This window comes from Photobacterium lutimaris (genome assembly GCF_003025555.1).
Taxonomy (GTDB): domain Bacteria; phylum Pseudomonadota; class Gammaproteobacteria; order Enterobacterales; family Vibrionaceae; genus Photobacterium; species Photobacterium lutimaris.
Genome location: NZ_PYMH01000010.1, coordinates 26108 through 41564, shown reverse-complemented (window position 1 = coordinate 41564; position 15457 = coordinate 26108). Strand labels below are relative to the sequence as shown.

17 protein-coding genes are annotated in these 15457 nt (G+C 52.1%); 13 read left to right on the top strand and 4 right to left on the bottom strand.

What is annotated here, in order from left to right; genetic code table 11:
* The 7 genes from mrdA to lipA all read left to right on the top strand — a co-directional run bounded on the left by mrdA (nucleotide 1) and on the right by lipA (nucleotide 7491).
* Nucleotides 1–1956, top strand: a complete 1956-nt coding sequence (gene mrdA / locus C9I99_RS18555; protein WP_107350353.1) for a penicillin-binding protein 2 — start codon at nucleotides 1–3, stop codon at nucleotides 1954–1956.
* On the top strand, nucleotides 1953–3074 hold the full coding sequence (gene mrdB, locus C9I99_RS18550) for a peptidoglycan glycosyltransferase MrdB (RefSeq protein WP_107350352.1): 1122 nt from the start codon (nucleotides 1953–1955) through the stop codon (nucleotides 3072–3074). The genes mrdA and mrdB overlap by 4 nt, the downstream gene beginning before the upstream one ends.
* The gene (locus tag C9I99_RS18545) at nucleotides 3075–3881 is read left to right on the top strand and encodes a septal ring lytic transglycosylase RlpA family protein (RefSeq protein ID WP_107350351.1); all 807 of its coding nucleotides are present in this window, start codon (nucleotides 3075–3077) and stop codon (nucleotides 3879–3881) included.
* A 245-nt stretch (nucleotides 3882–4126) separates the two neighbouring features.
* Entirely contained in the window at nucleotides 4127–5302 is a 1176-nt protein-coding gene (locus tag C9I99_RS18540) for a serine hydrolase (protein WP_107350350.1), read from the top strand.
* A 164-nt stretch (nucleotides 5303–5466) separates the two neighbouring features.
* Nucleotides 5467–5742: a DUF493 family protein YbeD gene (gene ybeD, locus C9I99_RS18535; RefSeq protein WP_107350349.1), complete on the top strand. Its 276-nt coding sequence runs from the start codon at nucleotides 5467–5469 to the stop codon at nucleotides 5740–5742.
* A gap of 121 nt (nucleotides 5743–5863) precedes the next feature.
* The gene (gene lipB / locus C9I99_RS18530) at nucleotides 5864–6523 is read left to right on the top strand and encodes a lipoyl(octanoyl) transferase LipB (RefSeq protein ID WP_425320613.1); all 660 of its coding nucleotides are present in this window, start codon (nucleotides 5864–5866) and stop codon (nucleotides 6521–6523) included.
* A complete protein-coding gene (gene lipA, locus C9I99_RS18525; RefSeq protein WP_107350348.1) occupies nucleotides 6520–7491 on the top strand; it encodes a lipoyl synthase in 972 nt (323 codons plus the stop codon). The genes lipB and lipA overlap by 4 nt, the downstream gene beginning before the upstream one ends.
* Nucleotides 7492–7567: 76 nt before the next feature.
* Here the strand turns inward: lipA and bamC are convergent, their stop codons facing one another.
* Nucleotides 7568–8596: an outer membrane protein assembly factor BamC gene (bamC, locus tag C9I99_RS18520; protein ID WP_107350347.1), complete on the bottom strand. Its 1029-nt coding sequence runs from the start codon at nucleotides 8594–8596 to the stop codon at nucleotides 7568–7570.
* 30 nt (nucleotides 8597–8626) lie between these two features.
* On the bottom strand, nucleotides 8627–9508 hold the full coding sequence (gene dapA / locus C9I99_RS18515; protein ID WP_107350346.1) for a 4-hydroxy-tetrahydrodipicolinate synthase: 882 nt from the start codon (nucleotides 9506–9508) through the stop codon (nucleotides 8627–8629).
* A 315-nt stretch (nucleotides 9509–9823) separates the two neighbouring features.
* Between dapA and C9I99_RS18510 the strand changes: the two genes are divergently transcribed.
* Nucleotides 9824–10363: a glycine cleavage system transcriptional repressor gene (locus C9I99_RS18510; protein ID WP_107350345.1), complete on the top strand. Its 540-nt coding sequence runs from the start codon at nucleotides 9824–9826 to the stop codon at nucleotides 10361–10363.
* Between the two features lie 10 nt (nucleotides 10364–10373).
* On the top strand, nucleotides 10374–10847 hold the full coding sequence (gene bcp / locus C9I99_RS18505; protein WP_107350344.1) for a thioredoxin-dependent thiol peroxidase: 474 nt from the start codon (nucleotides 10374–10376) through the stop codon (nucleotides 10845–10847).
* A gap of 89 nt (nucleotides 10848–10936) precedes the next feature.
* Here bcp and C9I99_RS18500 read toward each other — a convergent pair whose 3' ends face one another.
* Both C9I99_RS18500 and C9I99_RS18495 read right to left on the bottom strand, forming a co-directional pair.
* Entirely contained in the window at nucleotides 10937–12013 is a 1077-nt protein-coding gene (locus C9I99_RS18500; RefSeq protein WP_107350343.1) for an AI-2E family transporter, read from the bottom strand.
* Nucleotides 12014–12020: 7 nt separating this feature from the next.
* Complete coding sequence (locus tag C9I99_RS18495) at nucleotides 12021–12248, bottom strand: sulfurtransferase TusA family protein (RefSeq protein WP_107350342.1); 228 nt, start codon at nucleotides 12246–12248, stop codon at nucleotides 12021–12023.
* 183 nt (nucleotides 12249–12431) lie between these two features.
* On the opposite strand from C9I99_RS18495, the gene bepA reads away from it, so the two are divergent.
* The 4 genes from bepA to C9I99_RS18475 all read left to right on the top strand — a co-directional run bounded on the left by bepA (nucleotide 12432) and on the right by C9I99_RS18475 (nucleotide 15394).
* Nucleotides 12432–13886 carry a beta-barrel assembly-enhancing protease gene (gene bepA, locus C9I99_RS18490; RefSeq protein ID WP_107350341.1) on the top strand — a complete coding sequence of 485 codons (1455 nt, stop codon included), beginning with the start codon at nucleotides 12432–12434 and terminating at the stop codon, nucleotides 13884–13886.
* 130 nt (nucleotides 13887–14016) lie between these two features.
* Complete coding sequence (gene arsC, locus C9I99_RS18485; RefSeq protein ID WP_107350340.1) at nucleotides 14017–14367, top strand: arsenate reductase (glutaredoxin); 351 nt, start codon at nucleotides 14017–14019, stop codon at nucleotides 14365–14367.
* Between the two features lie 15 nt (nucleotides 14368–14382).
* The gene (gene wrbA, locus C9I99_RS18480; RefSeq protein WP_107350339.1) at nucleotides 14383–14964 is read left to right on the top strand and encodes an NAD(P)H:quinone oxidoreductase; all 582 of its coding nucleotides are present in this window, start codon (nucleotides 14383–14385) and stop codon (nucleotides 14962–14964) included.
* Between the two features lie 4 nt (nucleotides 14965–14968).
* The gene (locus C9I99_RS18475) at nucleotides 14969–15394 is read left to right on the top strand and encodes a DUF2069 domain-containing protein (RefSeq protein ID WP_107350338.1); all 426 of its coding nucleotides are present in this window, start codon (nucleotides 14969–14971) and stop codon (nucleotides 15392–15394) included.
* Nucleotides 15395–15457: the final 63 nt, after the last annotated feature.

The window sequence follows — 15457 nt, the reverse complement described above, 5'->3', positions numbered from 1 at the left end:
ATGAGACAAAAGCGAACGCAGATCCGCGACCACCGGGCTGAGTCGGCGTTATTCTTTCGCCGGGCTCTTGTCTCATTTATCGGCATCGTCGTGCTGGTCGGTATTCTGCTCACTAACCTTTATCACATCCAGATCCAAGAGCACGAAGACTATCAGACGCGCTCGAACGATAACCGGATCAAAATTGTACCTGTCGCCCCTAACCGCGGCCTGATCTATGACCGTAACGGCATTCTCCTCGCCGAGAACCGCCCGGTTTACTCGCTCGAGATCACCTCGGAAAAAGTACCTGACAGGCAAGATACCTTCGATCGCCTCAAAACCATGATGGGCGTCACTGACGAGCAGATCGAACGCTTCGAGCGCGAGCGCCGTCGCACACGACGTTTCAAGTCGGTTCCGATCCTCAACCAGCTCACCGAAGAGCAAGTCGCACTGTTTTCGGTCAACCAGCACCGTTTCCCTGGTGTCGAAGTCAAAGCCTACCTGAAACGGCATTACCCTTACGGTGAAGCCCTGACCCATGTATTGGGCTACGTGGCGAAAATCAACGACCGTGATCTCCAACGTCTTGAGCGCGATGAGAAAATAAACAACTACAAAGCCACCCGAGATATCGGCAAGCTGGGTGTAGAGCGTTATTACGAAGATATGCTGCACGGTACCTCTGGCTATCAAGAAGTCGAGGTCAACAGCCGTGGGCGGATCATCCGTACCCTAAAGTATGTCCCACCAATCCCAGGCAACGACATCAAACTCAATATCGACATCGAGCTCCAACTCTATGTCAAAGAACTACTGACTGAGCGCAAACTCGATCCAGATACCGGTGAAGAGCAGATCAAGTACAAGCGAGGCTCAGTTATTGTCATGGATCCACGTGACTCGTCAGTGCTGGCGATGGTTTCAAGCCCTAGCTACGATCCTAACCTGTTTGTCCATGGCATTTCCGGTCCCCAGTACCGCGCACTGCTGAACGATAAGAATCGTCCGCTGGTCAACCGGGTAACCCTTGGGATCTATCCACCAGCTTCGACTATTAAGCCAATGATCGCGGTTGCTGCCCTGAGCGAAGGGGTGATCACCACCCGTACTACCCGGAACGATCCGGGCTACTGGCGGATCCCTAACTCCAACAGCCGCCCATTCCGCGACTGGTTGCGCTGGGGCCACGGCAAGGTCAATATCTACAAGGCGATAGAGGAATCAGTCGATACCTTCTTCTACCAAGTGGCCTATGACATGGGCATTGACCGTCTGTCTGTCTGGATGAGCCGCTTCGGTTTCGGTGAATACACCGGTATCGACATCCATGAAGAGAGCAAAGCCAACATGCCAACCCGTGAATGGAAGCAGGCCCGTTTCCGCCAGCCTTGGTATCAGGGGGATACTATTCCGGTCGGGATCGGCCAGGGATACTGGACCGCGACACCGTTGCAGATTGCCAAAGCCACCACGGTGCTGGTCAATAACGGTCGAGTTCAAGCCCCGCACCTGCTCAAGGACATCATTGATGATGATGTCGAAAAGCCTGCGGTGTACGATGACTTCCCACCCATTGATAATGTCGAACCGGAAAATTGGCAAGTGGCCAAAGAAGGTATGTTCCGGGTACTTCATGGGGTGCGCGGTACGGCTCGTCGGGCATTTTACGGCTCTGAATACAAAGCCGGTGGTAAATCAGGTTCGGCTCAGGTCTTTGGCCTAGCCGAAGATCAGGAGTACAACGCCGAAGAGCTGGAAGAGCACTTGCGTGACCACGCGTTGTTTACGGCATTTGCACCGTTTGAAAGCCCAGAGGTCGTTGTGTCTATGGTATTGGAAAACGCTGGTGGCGGTTCTTCCAATGGTGGTCCAGTCGCTCGCCGGATTTTTGATCACATGCTGCTCAAGCCAGAAACCCCCGATCCACTGGTAGAAATAGTCGACAAGAAAATAGCCGAGGTATCCCAATGAGTATCATGGCCGCCACAGGCAACAAACGTAGCTTGAGTGACCGCTTACATCTGGACTTCCCGCTGTTGATGGGGATCCTCGCCCTAATGGGCTTTGCCCTGATGGTTATGTACAGTGCCAGCGGGCAGGAAGTCGCCATGATGGAACGCCAAGCAATGCGTATGGTGTTGTCATTGGGGATCATGTTCATCCTGGCCCAGATCTCTCCTCGTCACTATGAAGCCTGGGCCCCCTATTTATTCGGCATCGGCTTAGTTCTGCTGCTTGGCGTATTGTTCTTTGGTGAGTCATCCAAAGGTGCCCAGCGTTGGCTCAACCTGGGTTTTGTCCGCTTTCAGCCTTCGGAGCTCATCAAACTCGCGGTGCCACTGATGGTGGCACGCTTTATCGGCAACAACCCGCTACCACCAAGCTTGAAGAACATTACCATTGCCTTGGTGATGATTTTTGTTCCAACCATTTTGATTGCCAAGCAGCCCGACTTAGGCACCTCGATCCTGATCGCAGCATCTGGGGTCTTTGTCCTGTTCCTCTCCGGGATGAGCTGGAAAATCATCGGGGCGGCCGGTGTTCTGGTTGGGGCTTTCATCCCGGTGCTGTGGCTATTCCTGATGCGGGATTACCAGCGCACCCGGGTATTGACCCTGTTCAACCCTGAGTCTGATCCGCTTGGCGCCGGTTACCATATCATCCAGTCGAAAATTGCTATCGGCTCCGGCGGCCTTTCCGGTAAGGGATGGCTGCAAGGCACCCAGTCCCAACTTGAATTTCTGCCAGAACGACACACCGACTTCATCTTCGCGGTGATTGCTGAGGAGTGGGGACTGATAGGCGTCCTTTGCCTGCTGGCTATCTACCTGTTTATTATCGGCCGAGGTCTGCTGCTAGCCAGCCGGGCCCAGACTGCATTCGGCCGGATGATGGCCGGTAGTATCGTATTGAGCTTTTTTGTCTATATCTTCGTAAACATCGGGATGGTCAGCGGATTGCTGCCGGTTGTAGGGGTTCCCCTACCGCTGGTCAGCTACGGGGGAACCTCCATGGTCACCCTGATGGCTGGTTTCGGGATCCTGATGTCTATCCATACCCACAGAAAAATGTTGTCCAAGGCGACCTAAATGCGCATATCACCCTTATTCCTTGTTCTTATCCTTGCGGGATGTAGCTCGACGCCAAGCACCGAGCGCTACGATCTAGCCGACGATGTCGCGCCGGAATCGTCACCGACCCTGGATCATATTGAAGATGCCCAACCGCGCTATGAGCCCCTAAGCCTAGCCGGTAACAAGGACTACACCCTACGCGGCAAGCACTACCAAATTGTGCAGGGTGAGCAGCCATTCGTCGAACAAGGCAACGCCTCATGGTACGGCCAGAAATTCCATGGCCACAAGACCTCCAACGGTGAGATCTACGACATGTACTCGATGACGGCAGCGCATAAAACACTGCCGCTACCAAGCTATGTCAAGGTGACCAATACCAACAACGGCAAAAGCGCTATTGTAAGGGTCAATGACCGCGGCCCTTTCCACGACGGGAGAATTATCGACCTCAGTATGGCTGCAGCGGCACGGCTGGATGTGATCAAGCATGGCACCGCACCGGTCAAAGTCGAGTTGATCCGAGTGGCCAAGCCCGACAACCCGAACGAATGGCAAAGTGCCAATCCCAACTTGTATTTTGTCCAGCTAGCAGCCGTCACAGATGCTGGCAAGGCCGAGCAAATCGCCAAGCAGCTGGAGCAGGACTTCGACACTTCGGTTGATTTGAAAAAGGCGGACTCTGGAGAAATCTATCGCTTACGTCTCGGGCCTTACATCGACCGTGATGAAGCGATAAGCCTGCGTGATAAAGCCAAAACAGGACGATACCCACAAGCCTTTATCATCACATCCAAACGCGAGTTGGAACCAAAATCCTAACTCACAGTCATAATAAAATACCAGAGCGAACCACTGCTCTGGTATTTTTTTGACTTTCGCTTTTTTGACTCTAGTTATACCAAGCGGTTTCGTCGTCCCGGCGATTGTTCAGCTTGGTATCATGTCAAAATTTGCCAAGATTCGCCTTGCCGCACAACATATCCGAGTCCAGCACTGGTCTCATATTGACAATCTGATATAGTGTGTGAAGTTATTTACATTAGACAAATTAAGTTACAACCAACATGAAAAAATCTGCTGCACTTTTTCGCTCTGTTGCTATTTCAGCAACCTTGCTGGCTTCAGCATCAGCAGCGGCTGCCCCAGCTGTAGTACCTGAAGCCCCTCAGATTGCTGCCAAGGGCTATGTCCTTATGGACTATCATTCCGGTAAGATCCTGGCAGGCAATAAAGAATACGATCAAATCCCACCAGCCAGCTTGACCAAAATGATGACCAGTTATGTTATCGGTCAGGAAGTTAACCGTGGCAATATCACCATGGATGACACCGTGGTGATCAGCAAGAATGCCTGGGCCAAGAACTTCCCGGGGTCTTCTAAAATGTTCATCGAAGTCGGCAGTGAAGTCAAAGTTGCTGACCTTAACCGTGGCATCATTGTCCAATCGGGTAACGATGCCTGTGTGGCAATGGCTGAACATGTAGCGGGCTCAGAAGACTCTTTCGTCGACCTGATGAATGCCTGGGCCAAGACTCTAGGCATGGATTCTACCCATTTTGCCAATGTTCACGGTCTGGATAACCCAGATCTCTACACCACGCCATATGATATGGCGTTGCTGGCTCAGGGACTTATCCGCGATGTTCCCGATGAGTTTGCTATCTACAAAGAGAAATCTTTCACTTATAACGGCATCACCCAGTACAACCGTAACAGCTTACTGTGGGACAAAAGCCTTAACGTTGATGGCCTGAAAACCGGCCACACCAACAATGCCGGTTACAGTATGGTCAGTACCGCGACCGAAGGCCAAATGCGCCTGGTTGCCGTTGTTATGGGCACCAGCAACCCTAATGCCCGTAAGGCAGAAAGCAAAAAGCTACTGAACTACGGCTTCCGCTTCTTCGAAACCGTGTCTCCGCATAAAGCGAACGAAACATTCGTGACTGAAAAAGTATGGATGGGTGACAAAGCTGAAGTATCACTGGGTGTCAGCGAGGATACTTTCGTGACCCTGCCACGCGGTCAAACCAAGGATCTCACGGCAAGCTTCGTACTGGAAAAAGAGCTAAAAGCCCCGATCCAGCAAGGCGATGTCGTTGGTAAGCTCTACTACCGTGTCGGCGACGAAGATATTGCCGAATACCCACTGCTGGCGTTGGATAACATCAACGAAGGCAGCATGTTCAGCCGTCTGATTGATTACATTATGCTGCTGTTCAAAGGCTGGTTGAGCTAAGCTTGGTATAACTTACCGATAAATAAAGAGAAGAGGCAACCTAAGGTTGCCTCTTTTTTTTCCTGCGAATACCGAAGGCACCAGATGGCTTGTGAAAAAGCCACATACCCATTAATATGCTCGGCTAACATCGCAAAATGAATGCAAAATACTCGGAGTTCAGCATGCAGCAGCAAGAGCAGCCAAAACTAAAAGATCTTCTAGAGTTTCCTTGTAAGTTCACTTACAAGGTAATGGGTTACAACAAACCTGAGCTCCCAGATCTGGTTGTTGGCGTTATCCAGCGTCACGCACCGGGTGACTATACCCCGAACGTTAAGCCAAGTGGCAAAGGAACCTACAGTGCCGTGTCTGTTTCAATCACAGCAACCTCGATTGAGCAGGTAGAAACCCTGTACAAAGAGTTGGGTGAAATCGACATTGTCCGCGTTGTATTGTAAGCACACCCCTATTCCCCTACAAAATTGGCGGCTGTAAATTCAGCCGCCAAGTTTTATAATACCCATTGGTATTGAGCCCCATACAGGGGTATCATTTTTTCAGGCTTCGCCAAACGACTAAATGGGTGTGACATTGCAAGATAAGATTATAATTCGCAACCTCGGCCGCCAAGATTATCAACCTATCTGGCAGGCGATGCATCAATTCACCGACGAACGTAGCCCGGAAACCACGGACGAAGTCTGGCTGGTTGAACACAATCCTGTGTTTACCCAAGGCCAGGCAGGCAAAGCCGAGCACCTGCTCAACACGGGAGATATCCCGGTGGTGCAAAGCGACCGCGGAGGTCAGGTCACCTTTCATGGGCCGGGCCAGCTGGTTGCCTATATCCTTATCGACTTACGTCGAAAAAAAATGGGTGTGCGCGATCTTGTCACGCATATCGAAAATACCATCATCAAGACCCTTTCCCGTTTCGGGATTGAGTCCAATGCCCGCCCTGATGCGCCAGGTGTCTATGTCTCCGGTCAGAAGATATGTTCACTCGGATTACGGATCAGACGTGGTTGCTCTTTTCACGGTCTGGCACTCAATATCAATATGGATCTGGCACCTTTCCTACGCATCAACCCATGCGGTTATGCCGGGATGGAAATGACGCAAACCGCGTTGTTGAATGGGCCTTCTGAACTAACGGAAATTCAGCCTGTACTCGTAGAAGAGTTAGTCAACCTGCTCGATTACCAGAGCATTGAGTGGAAAACGGAAAGCAATTCATGAGTAAACCAATCAAAATTGAAAAAGGTGTCAAATACCGTGATGCCGACAAAATGGCCCTCATCCCTACTCGCAATGTCGAGGTAGAGGAAGCGCCGAAAGAAGTGCTGCGTAAGCCTGAATGGATGAAGATCAAACTTCCGTCAGACAGTAAGCGTATCCAAGATATCAAATCTGCGATGCGTAAAAACAAGCTGCACTCAGTCTGTGAAGAAGCCTCTTGCCCGAACCTAGCCGAGTGTTTCAATCACGGCACGGCAACCTTTATGATCCTAGGTGCCATTTGTACCCGTCGCTGCCCATTCTGCGATGTTGCCCATGGTCGCCCGTTGCCACCAAACGCCGAAGAACCACAGCACCTGGCTAAGACCATCGCAGACATGAAACTTCGCTATGTCGTAGTCACCTCAGTAGACCGTGATGATCTTCGAGATGGCGGTGCCCAGCATTTTGCCGATTGTACTCGTGAAATCCGTGCCCTGAATCCAGAAATCAAGATCGAGACGCTAGTCCCAGATTTCCGTGGCCGCATGGATCGTGCGCTGGATATCCTGCGTGACAGTCCGCCAGATGTATTCAACCACAACCTGGAAACAGCACCACGTCTGTACCGTAAGGCACGACCAGGCGCTAACTACCAGTGGTCGTTGGATCTGCTGAAGAAATTCAAGGAAATGCACCCTGAAGTACCTACCAAATCTGGCGTGATGATGGGTCTGGGTGAAACGAAAGAAGAGATCATCCAAGTACTGAAAGATCTGCGTGCCCATGGCGTGACCATGCTGACACTGGGCCAGTACCTGGCACCAAGCCGCCACCACCTGCCGGTTGAGCGCTATGTGCCACCTTCAGAGTTCGATGAGCTGAAAGAGATCGCCCTTGAGCTTGGCTTTACCCATGCCGCTTGTGGCCCGTTTGTACGCTCTTCTTACCATGCCGATATGCAGGCAAAAGGCGAAGAAGTGAAATAAGCTAAGGCTTTGCAAGATATAAAAAAAACGCTGCTGAGCAATCAGCAGCGTTTTTTTATTGGCTATACCGAATGGCTTAACCGTTATTGGCGCGATCAATCGCAGCGGCCATAACAGGTGCCAGGCTCTGAAGCGCTTGCTCGGTGACCGGCTTGCCGTCAGTATCGGTAATATTGATAGACGTGCGGTTGCCCAAATCACCTAGCTGTAGGTTATACGCCCGGCTATTCAGCTCAATTGGCTGGGTACCGAGATCTGCCCAAAAATCGTCATCCGGAGACTTGAACTGTACCTCAACCACACCTTGCGAACGGTTACGGCCTTCCACGGTGAAGCCCAGTTGACCCAAGACTTCAGGTAGGCGCTCCCAGAACACATTGTACGGCGCACGAGCAATGATCACCGGTAGACCACTGCGATCCTGCCCCATTGAAATCGGGATCTGCTTCACCAGCTCCTGAGCACGCAAACGCGCTTGCTCGCGATCTTGCTCATCGTAACGGGACGTCACTAAGTTGGTCATCAAAATACTGTAGCGCTCTTTGTTCTCAACGCTTACCGTTTGCTCAACACCAGCTTCACGCCAGTCAATCAGCGTGATTCGGTAACTATGACGTCCAGCATCTGACGATTTTTCGATACGGTAACGGCTACCGATCTCGGTATCTTCGTCTTCGTTGTTCCAGTTAAGCCAATCAGTTTCAATGGCATTGGCACTCTGGCTTCTCAGTCCGATATTCTGCTCGGTGATCAGCTTTTGAGTTACCGCCCAAACATCAGACAGATCTTCCTGCTTGACCAGCACCAAGGTCACACCGTCATCGTCTCGCAGCGCTCGTGCACCGGGAATCAATGACAGCACTTGCTGTGGCGGGCGGATATCCACCCCAGACCCAATCGCTCCCTGATACTCGCCAGCCGGAATCGCATAGTCACTGACCTGCGAAGACTGAGCGTCACTTGGCAACGTCCAGCTCTCCAGCGGTTGGGTATCAAGGTAGTTAAAATCCTGGTTAGCTTGACGGCGGCGCTCCGCGCCATCAGAGCAGCCAGCCAGTGTAACAACTGCAACGGCAGCCGCCACCAGCTTATACTTATAATTCATTACGCTTCTGCGCTCCTACGCTCTAGCAAATTACAGCAGTACGTTCGCATCCTTGAGTGCTTCGGCTACTACTGGTTGGGCAGATTCGCTCAGCTTAGTCAACGGTAGGCGAAGAGTGCCGTACGAGACGAGGCCAAGCTGGTGTGCCGCCCATTTTACCGGGATAGGGTTAGATTCAACAAACAATTGCTTATGAAGTGGCATCAAGCGTTGATTGATCTCATCCGCCGCTTCAAATTGGCCGGACAGGGCCAACTTGAACATTTGCGCCATATCTGCTGCTGCAATATTGGCAGTTACAGAGATCACGCCGTGGCCACCCTCGGCAACAAAATCCAACCCAGTGGCATCATCACCGCTTAGTTGGATAAACTCATCGCCACAAAGTTCCCGGGTTTTCTTTACACGAGAAAGATCTGCTGTCGCATCCTTGATACCGACGATGTTATCAATCTTCGCCAGTCGGGCCACCGTCTCCGGCAGCAGGTCAACAGCAGTTCGTCCCGGTACATTGTATAGGATCTGAGGCAACTCTGTCGCCTCGGCAATCGCTTTGAAATGCTGGTACAAACCTTCCTGCGTTGGCTTGTTGTAGTAAGGTGTTACCGTCAAGCAGCCCGCGACACCGGTACCAGAAAAGAGTTTACTAAAGGTGATGGCTTCATGAGTCGCATTGGCCCCAGTGCCAGCAATGACCGGAATACGGCCCTGTGCATATTCCAGGGTCTTCAATACCACCTTCACATGCTCATCAACGGTCAACGTGGCTGACTCGCCGGTGGTACCCACAGCAACGATTGCATCGGTGCCTGCGGCAATGTGGTATTCTACAAGTGACGCCAAACTGGCGTAATCGACTTCACCGGCTTCATCTAGTGGTGTAATTAGCGCTACCATGCTTCCTGAAAACATGTCCATCTCCCCTGAATAAATATATCCCTGGCTTCGTCATGAATTTATGCTGGTTAAGCGAATAATCAAGCGGCCAAGAAAAACCATACTACGTTTCAGTTACAGTAAACTCAAGACAGAAGTATGTAAATCAGTGAAGGTTAACTCTCTGCCAACAGCTCACTTTTACATCTACTTTTTCGCTTCCAGCAAATCCAAAACAACGCCGCAACCAAGCAACCGTTTTCCCATCTATCATAGATAAAGGAGATATTCCTTGGCGGGTCATAGGTCTGTGCTAACATGCAGAAGATATTCAAAATGTGATGGATAAATATGGAACATTATCTCGTCGTTACTGCGGTAGGCACCGACCGCCCAGGGATTTCAGATGAACTTACCCGGCTCATTACCCTTTGCAACTGCAACATTGTGGACAGCCGTCTGGCACTGTTTGGCCAAGAATTCACTCTGATTATGCTGCTTTCTGGCTCGGCCAATGCCATCTCGCGAGTGGAATCAACCTTACCGCTAAAAGCCAGCGAGCATGACCTGTTAACGGTAATGAAGCGCACGACCAAGCACGAATACCGCCACTATGCCCATACTGCTGACTTCCACATTGAGGCCAACGACAGTCCCGGCCTGATTGAGCAATTTACCGGCTTCTTCGCCTCACGCACGATCGATATCGCCTCGCTGAGCGCCCACACCCAGGAAAGTACCCACTCCGGGTCGCCCAATAGATTTCAGCTGCAAATCGGGACAAATTTACCTGAAAGCTGTAACCTAACGGCCTTACAAGAAGAATTTGAAGCACTTTGCCAAGATCTGGTGGTCAGCGGCAACGTGACTTTTGTCGGCCATAATCAATAAGGAATCCACCATGAAGACTTTGACCGCCGGTACACCTGCGCCAGCCTTCACACTACAAAACCAAAATGACGAGCCGGTAAGCCTGGCTGATTTCAAAGGCAAAAAAGTCCTCGCCTACTTCTACCCCAAAGCCATGACCCCGGGGTGCACCGTTCAGGCGTGCGGTCTGCGTGACAGTAAGGCTGAGCTCGATGCCCTCAATGTTGAAGTCCTGGGGATCAGTATCGATGCGGTCAAGCGGCTACCGAAATTTATCGAACGTGATGGCCTGAACTTCACCCTGTTGTCAGACGACGATCATGCAGTAGCCGATCAATTCGGCGTCTGGGGCGAAAAAAAGTTCATGGGCAAAGTTTATGATGGCCTGCACCGTATCAGCTTTCTAATTGATGAAAACGGTGTGATTGAGCATGTCTTCAATAAGTTCAAGACCAAGAATCACCATGAGGTAGTGCTTGCCTACCTTAACGAGAAGAGCGAATAGCGACTTTCGTACCGACGGTATAGATACCATCGATAACAAAAAGGCCGCGAATGCGGCCTTTTTGTTATTATCGCTTTTAACAGCGTCGGTTACTCTTCTTGATGCTCTTCGAGCGGAGGCTCTGTGGCTGGCAAGGCATTCCATACCGCCTTGACCAGAGTCGCCAACGGGATGGCAAAGAAGACGCCCCAAAAGCCCCACATGCCGCCGAACACCAATACAGCAACAATGATCGCCACCGGGTGAAGGTTGACCGCCTCCGAAAACAGGATCGGTACCAATACATTGCCGTCTAGGGCTTGAATAATGCCGTAAGCAACCAGCAACCACCAAAACTCAGGGCTGATCCCCCACTGGAATAACCCCACCATGGCAACCGGCAGGGTGACCGCCGCCGCACCGATATACGGGATCAATACCGAGAAGCCGACCAATACCCCGAGCAGCACGGCATAACGCAGATCCATCACTGCAAAAGTGACATAGCTGACAATACCGACAATGAAGATTTCGGTGACCTTGCCGCGAATATAGTTGGAGATCTGCTGGTTCATTTCCGCCCCCACCTTGCTGGTCAGGCGACGGTTCTTTGGTAATAACCCACTGAGCATCTCCAGCATCTCTTCCTTGTCTTTGAGCAGGAAGAACACCAACAGAGGGACCAAGATCAGGTAAACGGCCAAGGTCGCTAAGCTCACCAAGGAGGCCAGTGAACCTTTCACCACACTTTCCCCCATGCCCAACACTTTCTCACGCAAGGTGACCATGAAGGTAGAAACTTGATGCGGCTGCACAAAGTCCGGGTAGCGCTCAGGCAAACTGGAGACATACTCCTGCAGGCCATTGAACATATTCGGCACATCGGCAATCAAATTGCCGACCTGATGCCAAATGGTCGGTACTAGGCCAAAGACCGCCATGACCATCAAACCGGCAAAAATAAGTAATACCCCCATCACAGCCAGCGTCCTAGGCAACCCAAGGCGGGTCAGTTGCATCACTGGCCACTCCAGCAGGTATGCGAGAACAATGGCAACCAGCAATGGTGCAATCAGGTTTCCGAAGAAATAAATGGTCAGGAAGCCACCCAGCAGAATAGCTACCAAGCTCACGGCGTGGGGGTCGGAAAAGCGTCGCTTATACCAGCGATTCAGCATGTCCAGCATAAAATGTTTACTGCCTTTTGGTCACAATGATTTCAAGTACCAGTTGGTTGTCCAACCGTACATCAATAAAAAAGCCATGGTTTGAGAGGTAGCGGGGGATATCCTGCCTTGCCCCAGTGTCAGTGATATGAATTTCAAGCGTGTCGCCAACATCCAGCGCATGCACTGCCCTTTTGGCGATAAGCAGAGCCATTGGGCAGCGTTCCGTCGTCAAATTAAGCAATGCAGGTTCCATTCCGGTATACTGACAATTATCATCCATCGGGTTATTGTAAAGGTTATTAGAGTGACAAAAAAGAAACCTGTCAAAGGTTTCACTGTCAGACCTTAGTGAAATACAGCATTATTCAGGACTGATTTAGCCTCGCAGTAGTGCGAATGCAGGAATACGCAACAGAAGGCGGTATTAATTATTACTATGTTTCGATTTGCTAAGGCACCAGCCTATCTTCTCATCAGTGCGTTACTCGGCACTAGCCTTGCAGCTCCGGCCAATGACTTAAGCAGCCTCCCCGATATCGGGACGGCAGCGGCATCGACGCTCAGCATTGAAAAGGAAATGGAGTACGGTGACGCCTACATGCGGATAATCAGGGCCAGCATGCCGGTGATCAGCGATCCGCTGCTGTCTGAATATATCAATGATCTCGGCCACCGTCTGGTTGCCAATGCCAACGACGTCCGCACCCCGTTCAGCTTTTTCATGATCCAAAATCGAGATATCAACGCTTTCGCCTTCTTCGGTGGCCATGTTGCCATCCATTCGGGACTCTTTCTCCATGCCAACACCGAAAGTGAACTAGCCTCAGTCGTTGCCCACGAAATCGCCCACGTGACCCAGCGTCATCTGGCACGAAGCATGGAAGACCAAGCCAGGAAATCACCGGCCACCCTCGCCGCCCTTATCGGCTCGATGATGCTGGCGATAGCCTCGCCGGAAGCGGGGATCGCTGCCATTCATGCCACCACCGCCGCATCGGCCCAAGGCCAGATCAACTATACCCGTAGCAACGAAAAAGAAGCCGACCGCATCGGTATCGCCACCTTGTCCAAGTCCGGTTTTGATGTACAGGCGATGCCACGTTTCTTCGGCCGCCTCGCCGATCAATACCGCTATGTCAGCACGCCACCACCGATGCTGCTGACTCACCCCTTGCCAGAGTCGCGGATCACCGACAGCCGCAGTCGGGCCAACCAGTACCCTGCCCAACGGGTGGATACCTCCCAGCGCTACCAGTTAGCACGGGCACGTATTGTTGCCCGCTACGCCGGTATCGACAGCAACGCCGCACTGGATTGGTTCGAACGCCAAGCGAAAAGAGGTAATGCCGTAACCCTTGATGCCGTTAACTATGGCAAGGCGCTGGTGTACATCGATTCAGAGCGATACGATAAAGCCCACGCCTTACTCGATCCGCTGCTGGCCAAAGAGCCCAACAACCGCTTCTATATTGATTCGGCGACCGATCTCGACCTGCACCAAAAGCAATACGACCGCGCCATTGCGCGCCTTGAAAGCGCGCAAAAAGCCAACCCGAACAATAAGGTATTGCGCCTGAACCTTGCCAACGCCCTGCAAGAGGCCAATCGTAACAACGAAAGCATCCCGCTTCTGACCCGTTATACCTACGATAACCCAGACGATCCGAACGGCTGGCACTTACTGGCCCAAGCCCAGGCAGCTAATGGCCGCCGGGACGCTGAGCTGGCTGCTCGGGCTGAACTGATGGCCTTGCGCGGTGCGTGGGAGAAAGCGATCCAAATGTATATCCAGGCAAGCCAGATCGTCGAGGTCAACTCGCTGGATCAAGCTCGTTACGATGCCCGTATCGATCAACTTCGCCTTGCCAGACAACGCGTTGCCAATCTCTGATCGGGCTGACAAAGAACCACAGTGATAGCATTCCTTCTTGATGACAGGTGTTCTACAATGGAGCAACATCATCAAAACAATAAGTAACCGGCGTGGACGCCACGCCGGCTAACTTTCAGAAGGAAGTAACATGTCAGTCACCATCTACCACAACCCTCGTTGCTCGAAAAGCCGCCAGACCCTCGCTCTACTGGAAGAAAACGGGATCAGCCCAACCATCGTCAAATACCTTGACGACACCCCGTCTGCCGAGCAGCTACAAACCCTGCTAAACCAGCTAGGCTATGCCTCAGCCCGTGACATGATGCGGACCAAGGAAGCACTATACAAAGAGCTGGAACTGGGTGACGCAGATGTTAGCGAACAGCAACTGATCGACGCGATGGCTGCCAACCCGAAGCTCATCGAGCGCCCAATCGTCGTCAACGGTAAACGTGCAGCAATGGGCCGTCCACCCGAGCAAGTACTAGAGATCTTGTGATCAGGTTGTCTGCCCATGCATAGCATTCTCGTTCTGTATTACAGCCGCCACGGCTCGACCCGCCAACTCGCTCGGCAAATTGCCCGTGGTATCGAACAGGTTGCCGGCTGCGAGGCGGAATTGCGCACGGTCGCTGATATTAACGCTGACGGCCAGCTTCAACCCGACGCGTCAGGCGATCCACAGGTCACCAAAACAGATCTTCAGCAATGCGCTGGACTGGCACTGGGCAGCCCAGTGCGGTTTGGCAATATGGCCGCCCCGCTCAAGCATTTTATCGACTCGACCAGTGCCGAGTGGCTCAGTGGTAGTCTGATCGGCAAACCGGCCTGTGTCTTCACGGCTTCATCATCCATGCATGGTGGCCAGGAAACCACCTTGCAATCGATGATGCTGCCGCTGCTACACCATGGAATGCTGATTGTCGGGTTACCGTATTCCGAACCGGCGCTGCATACCACCAGCACCGGAGGGACCCCTTACGGCCCTTCCCACCTCAACCATGAACAATGCCGTCAACTCAGCCCCGAAGAGGGTGAATTGGCACAAGCCTGCGGCAAACGGTTGGCAGAGGTTGCCTGCAAATTACAAGGATAGAGCCATGACTGTTATGCAGAAAAAAACGCGCTTGTTGCGCTACTTCGCCGTGTCGGCCAATCTCGGCCTCTTGGCCTGGGTCATACTGTGGCAAGCGAGCCTGTCACCGCACCCGCATATTAACCCCATGGCAATGGCTGCGGTCTGGGCCCTACCGTTACTGCTTCCGCTCAAAGGCATTTTGGCTGGAAAACCGTATACCCACGCATGGGCCAACTTCATCCTGATGTTTTACTTTCTCCACGCCCTGACCATCCTGTGGGTCGACGATGGAGAGCGCTGGCTGGCATTGGTCGAGCTGGCACTGACAACCAGTGCCTTCATCGCCAATATTCTGTTTGCCCGCCACCGTGGCAGGGAACTAGGACTGAAGCTGAAAAAACTGTCTCAGGTCGAGAAGGAAGAAAAAGCCCAACACGAAGGGCGGTAATGCCTGCTATGGATACGCACAAAAACGGTGGCCCAAGCCACCGTTTTTTATTGTTCAGCCTGT

Coding starts and splice junctions, on each gene's coding strand:
- bcp (WP_107350344.1), top strand. CDS start 10,374: ATGAAGACTTTGACCGCCGGTACACCTGCGCCAGCCTTCACACTACAA.
- C9I99_RS18475 (WP_107350338.1), top strand. CDS start 14,969: ATGACTGTTATGCAGAAAAAAACGCGCTTGTTGCGCTACTTCGCCGTG.
- bepA (WP_107350341.1), top strand. CDS start 12,432: ATGTTTCGATTTGCTAAGGCACCAGCCTATCTTCTCATCAGTGCGTTA.
- ybeD (WP_107350349.1), top strand. CDS start 5,467: ATGCAGCAGCAAGAGCAGCCAAAACTAAAAGATCTTCTAGAGTTTCCT.
- bamC (WP_107350347.1), bottom strand. CDS start 8,596: ATGAATTATAAGTATAAGCTGGTGGCGGCTGCCGTTGCAGTTGTTACA.
- mrdA (WP_107350353.1), top strand. CDS start 1: ATGAGACAAAAGCGAACGCAGATCCGCGACCACCGGGCTGAGTCGGCG.
- arsC (WP_107350340.1), top strand. CDS start 14,017: ATGTCAGTCACCATCTACCACAACCCTCGTTGCTCGAAAAGCCGCCAG.
- lipA (WP_107350348.1), top strand. CDS start 6,520: ATGAGTAAACCAATCAAAATTGAAAAAGGTGTCAAATACCGTGATGCC.
- dapA (WP_107350346.1), bottom strand. CDS start 9,508: ATGTTTTCAGGAAGCATGGTAGCGCTAATTACACCACTAGATGAAGCC.
- lipB (WP_425320613.1), top strand. CDS start 5,864: ATGGGTGTGACATTGCAAGATAAGATTATAATTCGCAACCTCGGCCGC.
- C9I99_RS18540 (WP_107350350.1), top strand. CDS start 4,127: ATGAAAAAATCTGCTGCACTTTTTCGCTCTGTTGCTATTTCAGCAACC.
- wrbA (WP_107350339.1), top strand. CDS start 14,383: ATGCATAGCATTCTCGTTCTGTATTACAGCCGCCACGGCTCGACCCGC.
- C9I99_RS18545 (WP_107350351.1), top strand. CDS start 3,075: ATGCGCATATCACCCTTATTCCTTGTTCTTATCCTTGCGGGATGTAGC.
- mrdB (WP_107350352.1), top strand. CDS start 1,953: ATGAGTATCATGGCCGCCACAGGCAACAAACGTAGCTTGAGTGACCGC.
- C9I99_RS18495 (WP_107350342.1), bottom strand. CDS start 12,248: ATGGAACCTGCATTGCTTAATTTGACGACGGAACGCTGCCCAATGGCT.
- C9I99_RS18500 (WP_107350343.1), bottom strand. CDS start 12,013: ATGCTGGACATGCTGAATCGCTGGTATAAGCGACGCTTTTCCGACCCC.
- C9I99_RS18510 (WP_107350345.1), top strand. CDS start 9,824: ATGGAACATTATCTCGTCGTTACTGCGGTAGGCACCGACCGCCCAGGG.